This is a genomic window from Nocardiopsis dassonvillei subsp. dassonvillei DSM 43111 (assembly GCF_000092985.1).
Lineage (GTDB): Bacteria > Actinomycetota > Actinomycetes > Streptosporangiales > Streptosporangiaceae > Nocardiopsis > Nocardiopsis dassonvillei.
Genome location: NC_014210.1, coordinates 4,486,378 through 4,502,098 on the forward strand (window position 1 = coordinate 4,486,378; position 15,721 = coordinate 4,502,098).

Below are 15,721 nucleotides of genomic sequence, written 5' to 3' on the forward strand. Positions count from 1 at the left end.
GGTCCGGAGCCCCGGACACGCTTGCGGAGCGGTCGGCGGACGCGCTCGGGCGCGGCCCCCGTGGGAGCCGCGCCCGAGCGCGTTTCGTTCCGGCTGCCGCCGGGGCCTACCGTCCGCCTACTTGGCGGCCGGGTCGCCGTGGCACTTCTTGTACTTCTTGCCGGAGCCGCACGGGCAGGGCGCGTTGCGCGCCGTGCCGGAGTACTCGTCGGCCGTCTCGCTGTGGCGCTCGACGGTGCCGTCCTCACTCGGCGCGGAGTACTGGAGCCGGTTGGGCTGGCCCTCGCCGAAGCCGGGGACGACCACGTCCTCGGCGGGCTCGGCCTCCTCCACCGGGGAGGCGGCGTCCTGGACCTCCTCGTCCTCCTCCACCGCGGTCGCGACGGCGGTCGCGCTGGCGGAGCCGCCGACTGCCGCGGCGGTCTTGGCAGCGGCGGCGGTGGTGAGGGCGGGCTCCTCCTTCTTGCGGACCTGCACCTCGACGTTGAAGAGGTAGCCGACGGACTCCTCCTTGATGGCCTCCAGCATCTGCTGGAACATGTCGAATCCCTCGCGCTGGAACTCGATCAGCGGGTTGCGCTGCGCCATGGCGCGCAGCCCGATGCCCTCCTGGAGGTAGTCCATCTCGTAGAGGTGCTCACGCCACTTGCGGTCCATGACCTGGAGGATGACCCGGCGCTCGACCTCGCGCATGGCCTCCTCGCCCAGCTCGGCCTCGCGGGCCTCGTAGGCGGTGTTGGCGTCCTCCACCACGCGGTCCGCGATCACCTCGGTGGTCAGCGTGTGCAGGTCGCCGTTCTCCTCGATGAACTCGTCGACGGTGAAGCTGATCGGGTAGACCTGCTTGAACGCCCGCCAGAGCTTGTCGAGGTCCCAGTCGCTGGGGTCGCCGCTGGCGGTCTCCTCCACGACGTAGCCGCGCAGGACCTCCTCCAGCATGCTCATGACCTGGTCGCGCAGGTCCTGGCCCTCCAGGACCTTGCGGCGCTCGGCGTAGATGACCTTGCGCTGGCGGTTGAGGACCTCGTCGTACTTGAGGACGTTCTTGCGGATCTCGAAGTTCTGCGTCTCGACCTGGCCCTGCGCGGAGGCGATCGCCTTGCTGACCATGCCGGACTCGATGGGCTGGTCGTCCGGGATGTTCAGCTGGTTCATGAACGCCTCCAGACGGCTGCTGTTGAACAGGCGCAGCAGGTCGTCCTGGAGGGAGAGGTAGAAGCGGGAGATGCCGGGGTCGCCCTGGCGGCCGGAGCGGCCGCGGAGCTGGTTGTCGATGCGCCGCGACTCGTGGCGCTCGGTGCCGAGCACGTACAGGCCGCCGGCCTCGACGACCTTCTCGTGCTCCTCCTCGTAGTCGGCCTTGGCCTTCTCCAGCGCCTCGGGCCAGGCGGCCTCGTACTCCTCGGGGGTCTCCAGCGGGCTCAGTCCGCGGCCCTGGAGCTCCTCGTCGGCGAGGAAGTCGGGGTTGCCGCCCAGCATGATGTCGGTACCGCGACCGGCCATGTTGGTGGCGACGGTGACCGCGCCGAGCTTGCCCGCGCGGGCGATGATCGCGGCCTCACGGGCGTGGTTCTTGGCGTTGAGGACCTCGTGGGGCACGCCCTCGCGCTTGAGCATCCGGGACAGCAGCTCGGACTTCTCGACGCTGGTGGTACCGACCAGGACGGGCTGCCCGGCCTCGTGGCGCTCGGCGATGTCCTCGGCGAGCGCCTGGAACTTGGCGTCCTCGTGCTTGTAGACGACGTCCTTGACGTCCTGGCGGACCATCGGCTTGTTGGTGGGGATGGGCACCACGCCGACGTTGTAGGTCTGGGTGAACTCCGCCGCCTCGGTCTGGGCGGTACCGGTCATGCCGGCGAGCTTCTCGTAGAGGCGGAAGTAGTTCTGGAGGGTGACCTTGGCGAGAGTCTGGTTCTCGTCCTTGATCTTGACGCGCTCCTTGGCCTCGATGGCCTGGTGCATGCCCTCGTTGTAGCGGCGGCCCGCGAGGACGCGGCCGGTGAACTCGTCGACGATGAGGACCTCACCGTCCTTGACGATGTACTCCTTGTCCCGCTTGTACAGCTCCTTGGCCTTGAGCGAGTTGTTGAGGAAGCTGATGAGCGGGGTGTTGACGGCCTCGTAGAGGTTGTCGATGCCCAGCCAGTCCTCGACCTTGGCCACGCCGGACTCGGTGATGCCGACGGTGCGCTTCTTCTCGTCGACCTCGTAGTCCTCCTCGCGCTTGAGGCGCGGGGCGATCTTGGCGAACTCGGCGTACCACCGGGAGTTCTGCTCCGAGGGGCCGCTGATGATCAGCGGGGTGCGGGCCTCGTCGATGAGGATGGAGTCGACCTCGTCGACCAGGGCGAAGTAGTGCTCGCGCTGGACGGTGTCCTTGAGCGAGAGCGCCATGTTGTCGCGCAGGTAGTCGAAGCCGAACTCGTTGTTCGTGCCGTAGGTGATGTCGGCCTGGTAGGCGCTGCGGCGGTCGGCCGCGGTCATCTGCGGTCCGACGACGCCGACCTCGAGGCCGAGGAAGTGGTAGATGCGGCCCATGTTCTGGGCGTCGCGCTTGGCCAGGTAGTCGTTGGTCGTGATGACGTGGACGCCCTTGCCCGCGAGCGCGTTGAGGTAGACCGCGAGGGTGCCGGTCAGGGTCTTGCCCTCACCGGTCTTCATCTCGGCGATGTTGCCGAGGTGCAGCGCGGCGCCGCCCATGATCTGGACGTCGAAGTGGCGCTGGCCCAGGGTGCGCTTGGCCGCCTCCCGGACGGTGGCGAAGGCCTCCGGGAGCAGGTCGTCCAGGGACTCCCCGTCCTCGTAGCGCTCCTTGTACTCCCCGGTGAGGTCGCGCAGCTCCTCGTCGGTGAGGTCGACGTAGTCTTCCTCGAGCGAGTTGACCTGGTCCTTCAGCTTGTTGAGTCGGCGCAGGATCTTTCCCTCACCCGCGCGCAGGAGCTTGTCGAGTATCCCTGGCACTTCCTATGCGCTCCTCGCAGATCGCGGTTGGCTCCACCCACGTGGAGTTCAGATCTAGGCCCGCTGACCGCTTTCCCGTGGCCGCGGAGGACGGCGGGGGTTCCTGGGCCCTCGGCCCTACATCCTAGAGGACACGAACCCTACGCCCACCCTCTCAGGTGGAGCGGCCCGTCCGCACGTTTCCCTGTGCGCAACGAAGAGAACCAACCGATATGTTCCCGCATGTCACAGACCTGGCAGAGGGTTCGGAAGGTTTTTGGCGACGTCCCGGTACCAGGGGGGATCGGATACCGGCGCGGACGGGGCGCCGGGCGCGTACGCCGACCGCCCCCTCGCTTTCGGCGTGGGCGCCGATGGCTCCCGGCTTTCGTGGGTAGGCACGTGGTAGGAGGTCGCACCGCGGCCGAACGGCCGCGGACGGACCGGACGCGAACGTGTTCCCAGGGGGGATCACCATGCGAACGAACCGAGACAAGAAGGACCGCGGGGCACGGGGCGGCGAGGGCCGCGAGGCGAGGGACATGTCGGCCCCCTCCCCGCGTTCTCCCGACGACGTGGCCAAGGAGGCCGTCGGGGAGTCGCCCGTACTGCGGCGCGACCCGGTGGCCGACGACCCGGCGCTGGCCTGGGAGAAGGAGCATCCCGACAGCGACAGCCGTTTCGGGCGCATCCGGGGCTTCCAGCACCAGGGCGGCAGTCTCGCACCGAGCAACAGCCATCGCGGGCGCGTGTCGTCGTGGGCGGCGGTCCTGCTGGCGTGCGTCGGGTTCGTCGTGGGCGGGGTCGGCGTCGCCATGGGGATGTCCGTGGTCCTGCTGGTGGTCGCCGCGGTCCTGCTGGTGGCGGCGGCCGTCGTGGCCCTGGTCTTCGACCTGATGAGCGACGTCGTCCTCGACACGCCCCGGGCCGAGCCCGAGGAGCCGCACGACACCCCGCTGCACCGGATCAAGCAGGAGGAGGCCGAGCACCGGCCCGAGTAGGCGCGATTCGAGGGCCCGACCGGCCGGGACGGGGGACGGGTTCCTGGCCGGGTACGGGGGAGGGAGCGCACACCGCCGCGGCGGGTCCGAGCGGACCCGCCGCGGCTTCGTGTGCGGGGGGATCCGTCGAGGGCGGTGGCGAACGTCTAGTCGACCAGCCGGAGGACGCCGTAGTTGAAGCCCTTGCGCCGGTAGACGACGCTCGGGGCGTCCTTGACCTCGTCATGGAAGAGGTAGAAGTCGTGGCCCACGAGTTCCATCTCCATGAGCGCCTGGTCGATGCTCATGGGCTTGGCCCTGTGGAACTTCTCCCGGACGACGACGGGAACCTCTCCCTGGGTGTCGAGTTCGACGAACTCGTCGGAGAACCTTCCGTCCACCTCGGTGCCGTTGACGTCCTCCTCGCCGCCGCGCCGCTGGGCGGGGGGAGCCTGCGTCGCGGTGGCGGTGGCGGACGAGGGCAGGTCTCCGGGGAGGCCGGCGGTGGCCGACGCGACGGAGACGGGGGCGTGGTTGCCCCGGTGGACCTTGCGCCGGTCCGCGGACTTGCGCAGGCGGGCCTCGATCTTGTCGAGGGCGAGGTCGAGGGCGCCGTACCGGTCCGAGGCGGCGGCCTCGCTGCGAATGACCGGACCGTTGGTCCGGATGGTCAGCTCAACCCGCTCGCAGACGTCGGCGAGCTTGGGGTTGCGCTCTTTGGACACCTCCACGTCGACGGTCATGCCCTTCTTCTCCCACTTGGAGAGCCTGTCGAGCTTGTTGTCGACGTGCTGACGGAACTTCTCACTCACACCGGTGCGTCGACCCTTGACGATGATGTCCATAGGACCCCCTTCATCGCGTGGCCGCCGGAAGACGACGGCCAGGCTGGCTCTGCGTCCCTTCCGCCGACAGGGGGGCGGGAGGGGTGTCGCGCGCTAGCCCCCTTCCCCTGGTGCCCCTGTTCGGTGGGGGGCACGGCTCGGTTGGAGATGCGTATACCCACCAGCGGGGGTGTCATCACGCGCACCAGGGGCGCGATTGGCGAAGGCCGCCGCGCTGGGGGAAAGGACTGCCGGAACTGACGGTACGGGGCACCCCTCGGGGAACCGCAGGTCACCCGGGGCCACGACGGGACGCGCGCGGCGGGGACGCGAGGGGATCGTCTCCGGGGGTTCGCCGTTGGCGAACCCCCGGACGATGGGATGCCACCCGTCCGGCCGACCTGGTCTTCGTCCCCACATCCGCCTGCTGAGAGTGTCGCCGCTCTTGATCGCGACTACTGCTCTTCTCCCTGTCATGAGGGACATCTGGACCCTCCGCGGGGCAGGGCTTACCTCTAAGGCGCACCGTGATCGGTCGACGAAAAGTCGCCTTACGTGGGCCGTTTCGCCTGCGCCTGGCATCGGCTTGCCGGAGCGGCGCCCCGGTGTTCCCGGGAGCTCGCAGACTCCGACGCAACCACGGACCCGGACGGGTGCCATACCGTGACCGTAACCTGTCCTGGCGAGGATGTCAGGTAGCAGCCACCCTCTCAACTCATCGGTAACCGCCTCAAACCCCTTCGTACATGGACTTTTCGCCTGTTCACGAGGGTTCGTAAAACCTTCTTGCACCGTCCGCCTCCTTCTCCCGGGAAGGACCTCCGACAGCGCCGGGCAGGCGTTCGAGGAGGACCACCGCGCCCGCCACGGTGATCCCGCGGGCCCGCAGTGCGCGGGTGGCCTCGGCCACCGTGGCGCCCGTGGTGAGGACGTCGTCCACCACGACCGCGCTCCCCCCGGCCCCCGACCGCGCGCCGGGGACCGCGCCGAGGGCCCGGGGAAGCGGGCGGTCCGCGACGAGGGTGCCCGCCCGGTTGGCCAGGCGCTCGGCCCTCCCCAGGCCTGCCTGGCGTCTGGGGCGGCTCCGGTAGCGCAGCAGGGGCGCCACCCTCCCCGCGCCCGCTCCGCCGGCCTGCACCAGGCAGGCGCGCGCCAGCCTGGTGACCGGCGCCCGGGGGTCGCCCGGCGGACCGCGCCCGGGTACGGGGACGAGCAGGGTGTCCGGGCGGGCCAGGCCGGACGCGGTGTGGGCGGCGGCCAGCCACCCGCCCAGGGGCGCGGCCAGGGCGTCCGCGCCGCCCTCCTTGTAGGTGAGCAGCACCCCGCGGTGTCGCCCGGCGTAGGGTCCGGCCGCCCAGACGGGCGGGCAGCCGGGCCTGGGCGCGCACCGGTGGGGGCGGCGCCGCAGCGCGGTGAGGCAGTGCGCGCACAGCGGCCCCGAGGGGCCCGCGCACGCCGCGCAGGGCTGCGGCAGGAGCAGGTCGAGCAGCGCGCCGAGTATCCACCGCAGCACGCCCGTGGGGTGTGTCCGTTCGTCCATACCCCAAGGTTCGATGCCCGGAGCGGTGCCCGCCAGCCCCTTCTCGAACCTGTGGACAACGCTCCCGACGGCCTCCTCCACGCCCCTCACCGGCTCCGGCACCGGCTCCGCGGTCACGTCCCCGGGAAAAGCCCGGAGCAACCGGTCGCCGCCCGGGCCGTGACCGGTGCCCGCGAGCCTGCCGCCGTCACCCGGCGTCGCGGCCGCGAAGGCGGCACGGGGCCCCTCAAGGCGCGGGACCGGTCGGCACACGGACCGGCGACGACCGTCCAGGCCGGTCCGCGCGGTCAGCGGATGATCGACACGATGCGGCAGCAGGCCCGGGCCAGGTCGGGGTCGCCCGAGAGGACGCCCCTGGCCTCGGCCTCCTCCGGTTCGATCCCCCGCACGCACAGCCGCCAGGCGGTCTCGAAGTCCCAGCGCACGGCCGCCGCGGGCGGGCCGGAGCCCCCCGCTCCGGCGGGGGCCAGCGTCCACCCGGCTCCGGCGCGGGTGACGGTCCACTCGCCGCCGTCCGGGCCGTCCACGGCCACGCTCACCCGGGTTCCGGTCCGCGCCGGGGCGTCGCGCAGGGTGTGCGGCAGCGCGCGCATGAAGGTGTCCAGCACCAGGGAGCCCGCGGGCCCGGGGTCGGTGGCCCGCCCGGCGGCGTGCCGGATCTGCTGCCGGTGGGCCCAGTTCTCGGTGAGTTCGCGGGCGCAGTCCAGCCAGACCGGCGCCGGGTCGGCGCCCGCCCAGGAGACGGCGACGCCCGGGGCGTGCGGGTCCGCGGAGCGCCAGAGCCGCACGAGCTCGCGCCCGGTCATCTCCAGCGTCTGGACCAGCGCCTGCGGGCTGATCCTGGCGGTGGCCCGCACCCACTCCCGGTTGTTGCGGTGGACGAACGCCGCCAGCGGCTCCCCCGGCGCCGGTGCCGGGGCCGCCCGGTAGCGGTCGCGCATCCCCGCGATGCGCCAGTAGTCGTCGCCGAGCAGGTGGGCGGCCACGTCGCGCGCGCTCCACCCGGTCACGGCCTCGGCCTGCCACTCGTCGGGGGTCAGGCCGCGCAGGAGCGCGAGGAGGTCCTCCCGCTCCCCGGCGAAGTGGGGGCGTGCGTCGATCGGCGTACCCAGCCGCGTCAGGTCGTCCATGGCGCCACCCTTCCAGGCCCGCGCGCCGGGCGCACCCCGGTTTCACCGCGGGCGTGCGGCCGGAGTCCGACCGCACGCCCGAAGTGCCTCAGCCCGGGAAGGCGGGCGAGCCGCCCTCCACGACGCTCTGCCAGTTGAGCGGGTCGCTGGACACCCAGATGTTGCCGTCGTCCGAACCGGCCACCAGGGGCTGGCCCGGGGCTCCGGAGACGGTCACCATGCTGGCGACGGGGGTTCCGGCGCTGGCGGGCGGCGTGCCGCCGTCCAGCGACACCAGGAGGGCCTGGCTCGTACCGCCCTCGCGGGTGCCGAGCACGACCAACTGGTCGCCCGAGCGCCAGGAGATGTCGGTGACGTCCTCCAGCTCGCGGGCCAGGGTCACGAACGACTCCACGGAGACCTGCCCGTCGGCGCCTTGCACCACGCGGCCCACCTGGAGCGAGCGGCGCCCGTCCACCTCGGTCACCACCGCGGCGCGGGTGCCGTCCCGGGAGATCTGGAACTGCACCAGCGGCCTGTCGCGCAGGGCGGACACGTCCACGCGGACCACCTCGTGGCCGTCGCGCAGCAGCCACAGGTCCGTCGGCCCCGGGGAGGGCGGCGGCCCGTTGAGGTTGGGGCTCTCGGCGTCGGAGTCCTCCCGGGCCTCCTCGCCGTCCTCCCCGTCCTCGTCGTCGACCTCCTCGACCACCCACAGGTCGCCGTTGACGTCCCAGGACAGCTCGGTGAAGACCCCGTCGGCCAGGACCTCCCGGACGTCGGCGCCCGGGGTGGCCTGGCTCGTGACGACCTCGCGGCCGCCCGTGGTGACCCCGGCGATGGTCTGCTCGTCCAGCGACACAGCGAACCTGCCCAGGGGGACCTCGCCCGATCCCAGGGGCCCGGGTACCGGCTCGCCGCTGCCGAACGTGTCGGTGTCCCAGTCCGAGGCCGACCACAGCTGGCCCTCGTGGGAGTAGTAGACGTGGACGCCGGGCGAGGTCGCGCCGGGGCTGACCTCCGACCAGTAGGTGCTGCCCGGGCGCGGCCGGTCGGCGCTCTCGCCCTCGGCTCCGGGGAAGTCCACCTCGTTGCCGTTCACCCGCAGCGTGAACTCCTGGATCTCCGGCAGCTGGCGCAGGGTCCAGGCGATCTGGGCGCCCATGCCGAACTCGTCGGCCTGGCCGGGGGCGGTCACGCTGACGGTCACCCGGTCCTCCTCCACCTCCACCTCGGGGTCGGCGTCCTCGGCGAAGGAGGAGTGCACGGAGGGGTCCAGCCAGGTGCTGGGGCCGCGGACGAGCCTGTGCAGCAGGCGCTTGGTGAGCTCGTCGTTGCTGACGGGCAGGTAGACCGGGTCAGGGACCAGGGCGTTCTCGTCGGGGTTGAAGTAGTAGAGGTTGAACGGGCGGTGGGTGCGCTCCACGTCGAGCTGGCTGAGGATGAGCTCGTCGGGCAGGCTCTGGATGCGCCACTCGCCCTCGGGGTCCTCCTCCTCCCGGGCCAGGACGAAGGTCTCGTCGAGCAGGCGACCGGAGTCGCCGGAGACGTACCTGCCGTCCTCGTCGATCGTGGCCACCAGCGAGCTGCGCATCCGCACGGTGGCGGTGAGCCCGTCTCCGCTGATCTCGGTGTCGAGGTCGACGGTGTCGTGGCCGGGGAAGACCTTGACCGTCCCGTCCGGGTTCCACGACTGGTCCGTGCTCGACAGCATGTAGCTGCGGGCGGCCTCGTAGTCCTGCTCGAAGCTGCCCATGTCCTTGAGGAAGTCGCTGACCAGGCCCTCCGGCGCCACTCCCTCCTGGGGTCCGGCGGGCAGCAGGCGCACGTAGCCGCCGTAGGGGTCGCCCTCGGACTCGTTGCCGTCGCTGGCCACGACCGGGCCGGTGGTGGGGACGGTCGCGCAGGCGGCCATGGACACGACCGCCACGGCCGCGGCCAGGCAGGCGCGCGCGGCGCGGCCGAACCGGTGCGGTGTCCTCACAGCTTCTCCTCGTCCTCGCGCTGCTCGGCGCGGGCGGCGGCCGCGCCCTCCTCCGCGGCGTCCGCGCCGTTCCTGGCGGGCACCCTCTCGGGGCGGGCGGCGCCGTTGCCGTTCTCACCCTTGTCGGCGAAGGTGGTGTAGGTGCGGCCCAGCGCGAACTCCGGCGGCACCAGCGGCAGGGGGGAGCCGCGCAGTTCGCTGCCGGAGCGGCGCGGCAGGGACAGGCGGAACTGGGAGCCCTGGCCGGGCTGGCCCCACGCCTGGAGCCAGCCGCCGTGCAGGGTGGCGTCCTCCTTGGCGATGGAGAGCCCGAGGCCGGTGCCGCCGGTGGTGCGCACCCGGGCCGGGTCGGCGCGCCAGAAGCGGTCGAAGCACAGGTGCTCCTCCCCCTCCTTGAGGCCCACCCCGTAGTCGCGCACGGCCACGGCGACCGCGTCGCGGTCGCACGCGGCGGTGACCACCACGTCGCGGCCCTCGCTGTGCTCGATGGCGTTGACCACCAGGTTGCGCAGGATGCGGTTGATGCGGCGGCCGTCGTACTCGGCGGTGCAGGGGTCGGTGGGCAGGCGCAGCACGACCTTGATGCCGCGCCGCTCGGCGATCTGCTCGGCGTCGCCGACGGCCTTCATGACGGCGTCGCGGATGTCGAGCGACTCGGTGCCCAGGGTGGCGGCCCCGGCGTCGTGGCGGCTGATCTCCAGCAGGTCGGAGAGCAGTTCCTCGAACCGCTCCACCTGGCTCTGCAGCAGCTCCACCGAGCGGCGCATGGTGGGGTCGAGCTCCTCGCGCTCGTCGAAGAGCACGTCCCCGGCCATCTTGATGGTGGTCAGCGGGGTGCGCAGCTCGTGGGAGACGTCGGAGACGAACTGGCGCTGGAGCTTGGACAGCTCCTCCAGCTCCTGGATCTTCTCCTGGAGGTTGCCCGCCATGTCGTTGAAGGACAGGGCGAGCCGGGCGAGGTCGTCCTCGCCGTGCACGGCCATGCGTTCGGTGAGGTCGCCCGAGGAGAGGCGTTCGGCGGACTGGGCGGCCGAGCGGACCGGGCTGACCACCTGCCGGGTGATGACGAAGGCGATCAGGCCCAGGAGGATGACCAGCAGCACGCCCACCAGGCCGACCGTGCCCTGGACCAGGTCGAGGATCTGCTGCTCGTGCTGGAGCGGGAAGATGTAGTACAGCTCGTAGGCGCGCGTGAGCTGCGCGCCGACCACCAGCGCGGGCTCCTCGCCCTGGTCGGTGGTGATGCGCGTGTACGTGTGGTACTGCTGCTCGTCCACCTCGGACTCGTGGACCTGGTTGATGAGCCGCTGCGGGACGCTGCCCTCGCCGGTGGCCCAGCCGACCTCTCCGCCCACCGAGGGCAGGATGACCACGCTGTACAGCCCGGTGTCGCCGCTGCGGCTGGTGAGCTCGTTGGCGAGGTTGTACATGAGCCGGTTGCGGTCGCCCGACTCGTTCTCCTGGAGCTCGGCGGACGCGTAGTTGAGCCCGGCGCGGTGGTCGGTGACGGCCGTGGAGATCTTGGCGTCGAGCAGGCCGCCGCGCACCTGGGAGATGAGCACGTACCCCAGGCCCACCATGACCACCAGGGACAGCACCAGGGTGGTGGAGATGACCCGCAGGTGCAGCGAGCGGCGCCAGTTGCTGTGGACGCCGCGCACCAGGGCGCGGGCGGCGCGCTGGGCGAGCGCGTAGGAGCGGGTGAGCCCCGTGCCGCCGTCGCGCCAGCGCCCTCCGGCCGCGGACGGCCCGGAGGGCGGGATCTGGGTGTCGGAGGCGGTCCCCCGCTCCTCCTCTGGTGTGGCTGCGGTCATGTGCGGCTCGGGAGGATCAGGCGGTTCCGGCCTTGTAGCCGACGCCGCGGACGGTCACGACGACCTCGGGGTGCTCCGGGTCCTTCTCGATCTTGGCGCGCAGGCGCTGCACGTGGACGTTGACCAGGCGGGTGTCGGCGGCGTGCCGGTAGCCCCAGACCTGCTCCAGCAGCACCTCGCGGGTGAAGACCTGGCGCGGCTTGCGGGCCAGGGCCACCAGGAGGTCGAACTCCAGCGGGGTGAGACTGATCTGCTCGCCGTCGCGGCGCACGGCGTGCCCGGCGACGTCGATGGTGATGTCCCCGATCTGGAGCACCTCGGGCGCGGGCTCCTCGGTGCGGCGCAGGCGCACCCGGACGCGGGCCACGAGCTCCTTGGGCTTGAAGGGCTTGACGATGTAGTCGTCGGCGCCCGACTCCAGCCCGAGGACGATGTCGATGGTGTCGCTCTTGGCGGTGAGCATCACGATGGGCACGCCGGACTCGGCGCGGATCTGACGGCAGACGTCGATCCCGTCGGCGCCGGGGAGCATCAGGTCGAGGAGGACCAGGTCGGGTTTGGTCTCGCGGAAGGCCTCCAGGGCCTTGTCCCCGTCGTGCACGAACGAGGGCTCGAACCCCTCTCCACGCAGAACGATGCCCAGCATCTCAGCGAGGGCGAGGTCGTCGTCGACAACCAGTACACGTCCCTTCATCGGTGCGTCCGGCGCCGGGCGTCGGACCCGCGGGCGGGTACGGCGGCGCCTACTCCTCTCTCTGGAAACACTCAAGCGGCATGAACGTTCGGTGCGCCCCGAGACGCAAGAAACTGCTTCGTCCTCCCCCCACCTTGCCACCTTCGGGCGGGATCGGGAGAGTGGTCGGTGTTTTTCGGTCCGTGGGAACCGTTTCGGCCTGCGGCGCGTCGACCCTGGTGACCTGGCACGCGAACCTTCGCGACCCGGCCTGTTGATAACAGAAAGCATACAAAAGGAATGAAGTGGGTCGGTTGCGCCTGCATACGCCCGAACATCGCGGGCACCGGTGGAACCGGCGGGTAGGTTGGTTCACCAGAGGCCGAAAACCGCGGAAGCGTGCTCGCGCAGCGTAACCGAACCCCATGGAGGGCGGGGCAGATGACCCAGGAGGACGACCACCGGGACACGTCGGGGAACCCCCCGGACGGACCGGACGGCGGCGGGGCTTCCGAGGCCGCTCCCCCGCCCGCGTCCGGCGGATGGGCCGCCCCCGGTCAGGAGGGTCCCTCCTCCGCCTCCTCCGCGCCCTCCGGTACGGGGCCGGACTCCGCGTCGGCCGGTCAGACGCCCCAGGGGCAGCCGAACTTCGCCCCTCCCGAGCAGACCCCCGGGTACGGGCAGCAGGGCTACGGGCAGACGCCCTCCGGGCAGCAGCCCGGATACGGACAGTACGGCCAGCACGCCTCCGGCCAGCAGCCGTCCCAGGGCGGCGGGTACGGACAGCAGCCCGCGTACGGGCAGCAGCCGGGTTACGGCCAGTACGGCCACGGACAGCAGGCGCAGTGGCAGCAGTCCGGACACGGTCAGCAGCCGGGCTACGGACAGTACGGCCAGCAACCCGGTTACGGACAGCCCGGATACGGAGCGCAGGCCGGATACGGCCAACAGCCCCCTTACGGGCAGCCGCGCGCGCTCAAGCCCGGTGTGGTCGCGCTCCGGCCGATGACGCTCGGGGACATCCTCAACGGTGCGTTCAGCCTCATCCGCAACAACCCCAAGACCACCGTCGGGCTCGCACTGGTCGTCATGGCAGTCGCGAGCATCGTGAGCTCGGTCGGTTTCAGCGGCTACATGTCCGGCTACGGGGCCTTCCTCGACCAGGTGATGGCCGACCCCGCGTCGATCGACCCCAACGACCCGTTCCCGTTCAGCGGCTGGTCCCTCGTGGCCCTGTACGGCGGCGGCCTGCTGACCCAGGCCGGGATCATCCTGGTCACCGGTCTTCTCACGGCCGTGGTCGGTATGGCGGTCCTCGGCCGCAAGCTCAGCCCCTCCGAGGCCTGGACCGCCGTACGCAGCCGGATCTGGACCGTTGTGGGCCTGGCACTGCTGCAGCTGGTGACCATCTTCGTCCTCTACGTGGCCGTCACCGTCGGAATCGTCGTCTTCTTCATCGGTGTCTTCGTGGCCATCGCGGAGAGCCAGGGCGTCGGCGTCATCGTCGTGATCGCCTCGATGCTGGGGGTCGCCGGAGGCGTCGCCCTGGTCGCCTGGATCTACATCCGCATCTACTTCGCCATACCGGTCGCGGTGCTCGAGCGTGTCGGTGCGGGCACGGCCTTGACCCGCTCCTGGCGACTCACTCAGGGCAGATGGTGGCGGACCTTCGGCATCTCACTGCTTGCCTCCATCCTCATGTTCCTCGTCCAAGGACTGCTGAGCACGCCCTTCAGCATCGTCTCGGTGGTCCCCACCTTCATCGCTCCCGGTGCTGCCTGGGCCGCCGTCGTGGCGGGCGCCGTCATCTATGTGGGCAACGTCGTGGTCTACGCGATCACCGCGCCCTTCAGCGTGGGCGTGAAGACCCTCCTGTACGTGGACGCGCGGATGCGCAGTGAGGGCCTGGACCTGAAGCTGCACCAGGTGGCCCAGGCCGGCTACGAGGCGGGCCCGGAGATCTACCTGCCGGAGCCGCGGACGTGAGGGCACCCGCCGTCGGGGAGGTGACCCGTGAGGAGGGGCAGCGGCGCGCCGTCGAGGAGCTGAGCGACCCCCTGTACGGGGAACAGGAGCCCTCCCTGTGGGACCGCTTCCTCTCCTGGCTCCAGGAGCTCCTCGCGGACCTGGTCTCCCAGGCGCCGGACGCCCTCGGCGGCTGGACGGTCCTCGGACCGCTGCTGGTGGTCGTCGCGGTCCTGGTGGTCTGGCTGGTCCTCTGGCTGCGCCCGACGCGGAGCCGTCGCGCGGGAGCGCCCGTGCACGAGGGCGCGCCGATGGACGCGGCCGACCACCGGGCCGCCGCCGACCGGCACGAGAGGGCCGGTGAGTTCGCCGCCGCCGTCACGGAGAGGCTGAGGGCCATCAGCGTGGACCTGGAGGAGCGGGCGATCATCACGCCGCGCGCGGGGCGCACCGCGACCGAGCTGGCGGCGGAGGCCTCCGCCGTGCTGACCGCCGAGGCCGAGGGGCTGAGCGAGGGCGCGCGGATCTTCAACGACGTGGCCTACGGCGACCGCCCGGCGACCGCCGACTCCGCCCGCCTCCTGCGCGAGCTGGACACGCGGCTCAGGGCCGCCCGGCCCGTCGGGGAGGTGGGCCGATGACGGCCACCGCTCCCCCGGCCGCGCCCCCGCGCTCCCCCGGCCGCGCGCCGTCCCGGGAGGACTCGCGCGTCCTGCGGGTGTGGCGCTCGGTCCGGGTTCCGGCAGCCGTGGTGGCCGCGCTCGTCACGGTCTCGGTGCTGCTGTCGCTGGGCAGCGAGCAGTTCCCCACCGGCCACCTGGAGCCCGGTTCCATCGACCCGGACGGCACGCGGGCGCTGGTGAACGTGCTGGAGGAGGACCGCGACGTGCACGTGGTGCGCTCCTCCGCCGCCGCGGAGGAGGCCGTGGCCGACGCCGGGGACGACGCCGTGCTCGCGGTCTTCCTGGACCACCGCCTGCTCCCCGAGGAGCTGGACTCGCTGGCCGCGCTCGACGTGGACACCGTCCTGGTGCAGCCGTCCACGCGGTCCCTGGAGGCGTTCGCCCCCGGGGTGACGATGACCGGCCGGGAGGAGCCCGAGGGGTTCCCCACGCCGGAGTCCCCCTACGCCCCCGAGTGCGGGCTGTCGGCCGCCGAGGCCGCGGGCGAGGCCTACGTCGCCGGTGAGCTGTACACGGCCGGTTCCGGCGCGGACGCCGTGGGCTGCTACCCCGGTGGCGGCGGCGACGCCCTGGTCCGGGTGGAGCGGGACGGGGCCGCCACGACCGTGCTGGGCACCGGCAGGCCGCTGACCAACACCGCGCTCTCCGCCGGCGGCAACGCCGCGCTGGCGATGAACCTCCTGGCCGCCGAGGACGTGGTGTGGCTGCGCCCCGACCCGCCCCAGCAGGAGGGCGGCTCCGGGCTGTGGCAGCTGCTGCCGCTGGGCCTGCGCTGGTCCCTGGTGCCGCTGGTGGCCGCGTTGGCGCTGCTCGCCCTGTGGCAGGGGCGCCGGATGGGCGCCCTGGTGCCCGAGTCGCTGCCCGTGGTGGTGCGCGCCTCGGAGACCACCGAGGGGCGTGCGGGACTGTACCAGTCGCGCAGGGCCCGGGACCGGGTCGCGGCCGCGCTGCGGTCGGGGTTCGTGGACCGGGTCGCACCCAAGCTCGGGCTGGGCGCGGACGCCGCGCCCGACACGGTCGTGGCGGCGGTCGCCTCGCGGACCGGTGACGACCCCGCCCACCTGCGGGCCCTGCTCCACCCCGGGCAGCCCGACCCGTACGCGGGCGACGACGACATGCTGGTCAGGCTCGCCGACGAACTCGACGAGCGCGCCCGGAGGCTCCGGTGACCCCGAGCCGCGGCGACCAGCGAACGACCACTGAGGTATC

At 72.0% G+C, this 15,721-nt stretch carries 11 protein-coding genes; 4 read left to right on the forward strand and 7 right to left on the reverse strand.

Features of this window, described 5'->3' with window-relative positions:
- Window positions 1-117: 117 nt before the first annotated feature.
- The gene (secA, locus tag NDAS_RS18505) at window positions 118-2,961 is read right to left on the reverse strand and encodes a preprotein translocase subunit SecA (RefSeq protein WP_013154743.1); all 2,844 of its coding nucleotides are present in this window, start codon (window positions 2,959-2,961) and stop codon (window positions 118-120) included.
- Between the two features lie 455 nt (window positions 2,962-3,416).
- Here secA and NDAS_RS18510 point away from each other — a divergent pair, with 455 nt between their 5' ends.
- Entirely contained in the window at window positions 3,417-3,941 is a 525-nt protein-coding gene (locus NDAS_RS18510) for a hypothetical protein (RefSeq protein WP_013154744.1), read from the forward strand.
- A gap of 146 nt (window positions 3,942-4,087) precedes the next feature.
- Here the strand turns inward: NDAS_RS18510 and hpf are convergent, their stop codons facing one another.
- From hpf to mtrA, 6 genes are all read right to left on the reverse strand, one after another.
- Window positions 4,088-4,765, reverse strand: a complete 678-nt coding sequence (gene hpf, locus NDAS_RS18515) for a ribosome hibernation-promoting factor, HPF/YfiA family (RefSeq protein ID WP_013154745.1) — start codon at window positions 4,763-4,765, stop codon at window positions 4,088-4,090.
- 742 nt (window positions 4,766-5,507) lie between these two features.
- Window positions 5,508-6,284 (reverse strand): ComF family protein, encoded by a 777-nt coding sequence (locus NDAS_RS18520; RefSeq protein WP_041553229.1) that lies wholly within the window; start codon window positions 6,282-6,284, stop codon window positions 5,508-5,510.
- A gap of 287 nt (window positions 6,285-6,571) precedes the next feature.
- Window positions 6,572-7,414, reverse strand: a complete 843-nt coding sequence (locus NDAS_RS18525; RefSeq protein ID WP_013154747.1) for a maleylpyruvate isomerase family mycothiol-dependent enzyme — start codon at window positions 7,412-7,414, stop codon at window positions 6,572-6,574.
- Between the two features lie 88 nt (window positions 7,415-7,502).
- Window positions 7,503-9,377: an LpqB family beta-propeller domain-containing protein gene (locus tag NDAS_RS18530; RefSeq protein WP_013154748.1), complete on the reverse strand. Its 1,875-nt coding sequence runs from the start codon at window positions 9,375-9,377 to the stop codon at window positions 7,503-7,505.
- The gene (mtrB, locus tag NDAS_RS18535; protein WP_013154749.1) at window positions 9,374-11,191 is read right to left on the reverse strand and encodes an MtrAB system histidine kinase MtrB; all 1,818 of its coding nucleotides are present in this window, start codon (window positions 11,189-11,191) and stop codon (window positions 9,374-9,376) included. Before mtrB ends, NDAS_RS18530 begins: the two co-directional genes overlap by 4 nt.
- A 16-nt stretch (window positions 11,192-11,207) precedes the next feature.
- Window positions 11,208-11,885, reverse strand: coding sequence for an MtrAB system response regulator MtrA (gene mtrA / locus NDAS_RS18540; protein ID WP_013154750.1), 678 nt, complete (start codon window positions 11,883-11,885; stop codon window positions 11,208-11,210).
- Window positions 11,886-12,305: 420 nt separating this feature from the next.
- On the opposite strand from mtrA, the gene NDAS_RS18545 reads away from it, so the two are divergent.
- Genes NDAS_RS18545 through NDAS_RS18555 form a run of 3 tightly spaced genes read left to right on the forward strand, consistent with a single transcriptional unit; the run spans window position 12,306 to window position 15,681 of the window.
- Window positions 12,306-13,850, forward strand: a complete 1,545-nt coding sequence (locus tag NDAS_RS18545; protein ID WP_013154751.1) for a glycerophosphoryl diester phosphodiesterase membrane domain-containing protein — start codon at window positions 12,306-12,308, stop codon at window positions 13,848-13,850.
- Window positions 13,847-14,470 carry a DUF4129 domain-containing protein gene (locus NDAS_RS18550; RefSeq protein ID WP_013154752.1) on the forward strand — a complete coding sequence of 208 codons (624 nt, stop codon included), beginning with the start codon at window positions 13,847-13,849 and terminating at the stop codon, window positions 14,468-14,470. Before NDAS_RS18545 ends, NDAS_RS18550 begins: the two co-directional genes overlap by 4 nt.
- Window positions 14,467-15,681, forward strand: coding sequence for a DUF4350 domain-containing protein (locus NDAS_RS18555; RefSeq protein WP_013154753.1), 1,215 nt, complete (start codon window positions 14,467-14,469; stop codon window positions 15,679-15,681). The genes NDAS_RS18550 and NDAS_RS18555 overlap by 4 nt, the downstream gene beginning before the upstream one ends.
- Window positions 15,682-15,721 lie beyond the last annotated feature (40 nt).

Excerpts from the sequence above, each read along its gene's own strand:
- NDAS_RS18510 (WP_013154744.1), top strand. The coding sequence starts at position 3,417 with ATGCGAACGAACCGAGACAAGAAGGACCGCGGGGCACGGGGCGGCGAG.
- hpf (WP_013154745.1), bottom strand. The coding sequence starts at position 4,765 with ATGGACATCATCGTCAAGGGTCGACGCACCGGTGTGAGTGAGAAGTTC.
- NDAS_RS18520 (WP_041553229.1), bottom strand. The coding sequence starts at position 6,284 with ATGGACGAACGGACACACCCCACGGGCGTGCTGCGGTGGATACTCGGC.
- NDAS_RS18525 (WP_013154747.1), bottom strand. The coding sequence starts at position 7,414 with ATGGACGACCTGACGCGGCTGGGTACGCCGATCGACGCACGCCCCCAC.
- mtrB (WP_013154749.1), bottom strand. The coding sequence starts at position 11,191 with ATGACCGCAGCCACACCAGAGGAGGAGCGGGGGACCGCCTCCGACACC.
- mtrA (WP_013154750.1), bottom strand. The coding sequence starts at position 11,885 with ATGAAGGGACGTGTACTGGTTGTCGACGACGACCTCGCCCTCGCTGAG.
- NDAS_RS18545 (WP_013154751.1), top strand. The coding sequence starts at position 12,306 with ATGACCCAGGAGGACGACCACCGGGACACGTCGGGGAACCCCCCGGAC.
- NDAS_RS18555 (WP_013154753.1), top strand. The coding sequence starts at position 14,467 with ATGACGGCCACCGCTCCCCCGGCCGCGCCCCCGCGCTCCCCCGGCCGC.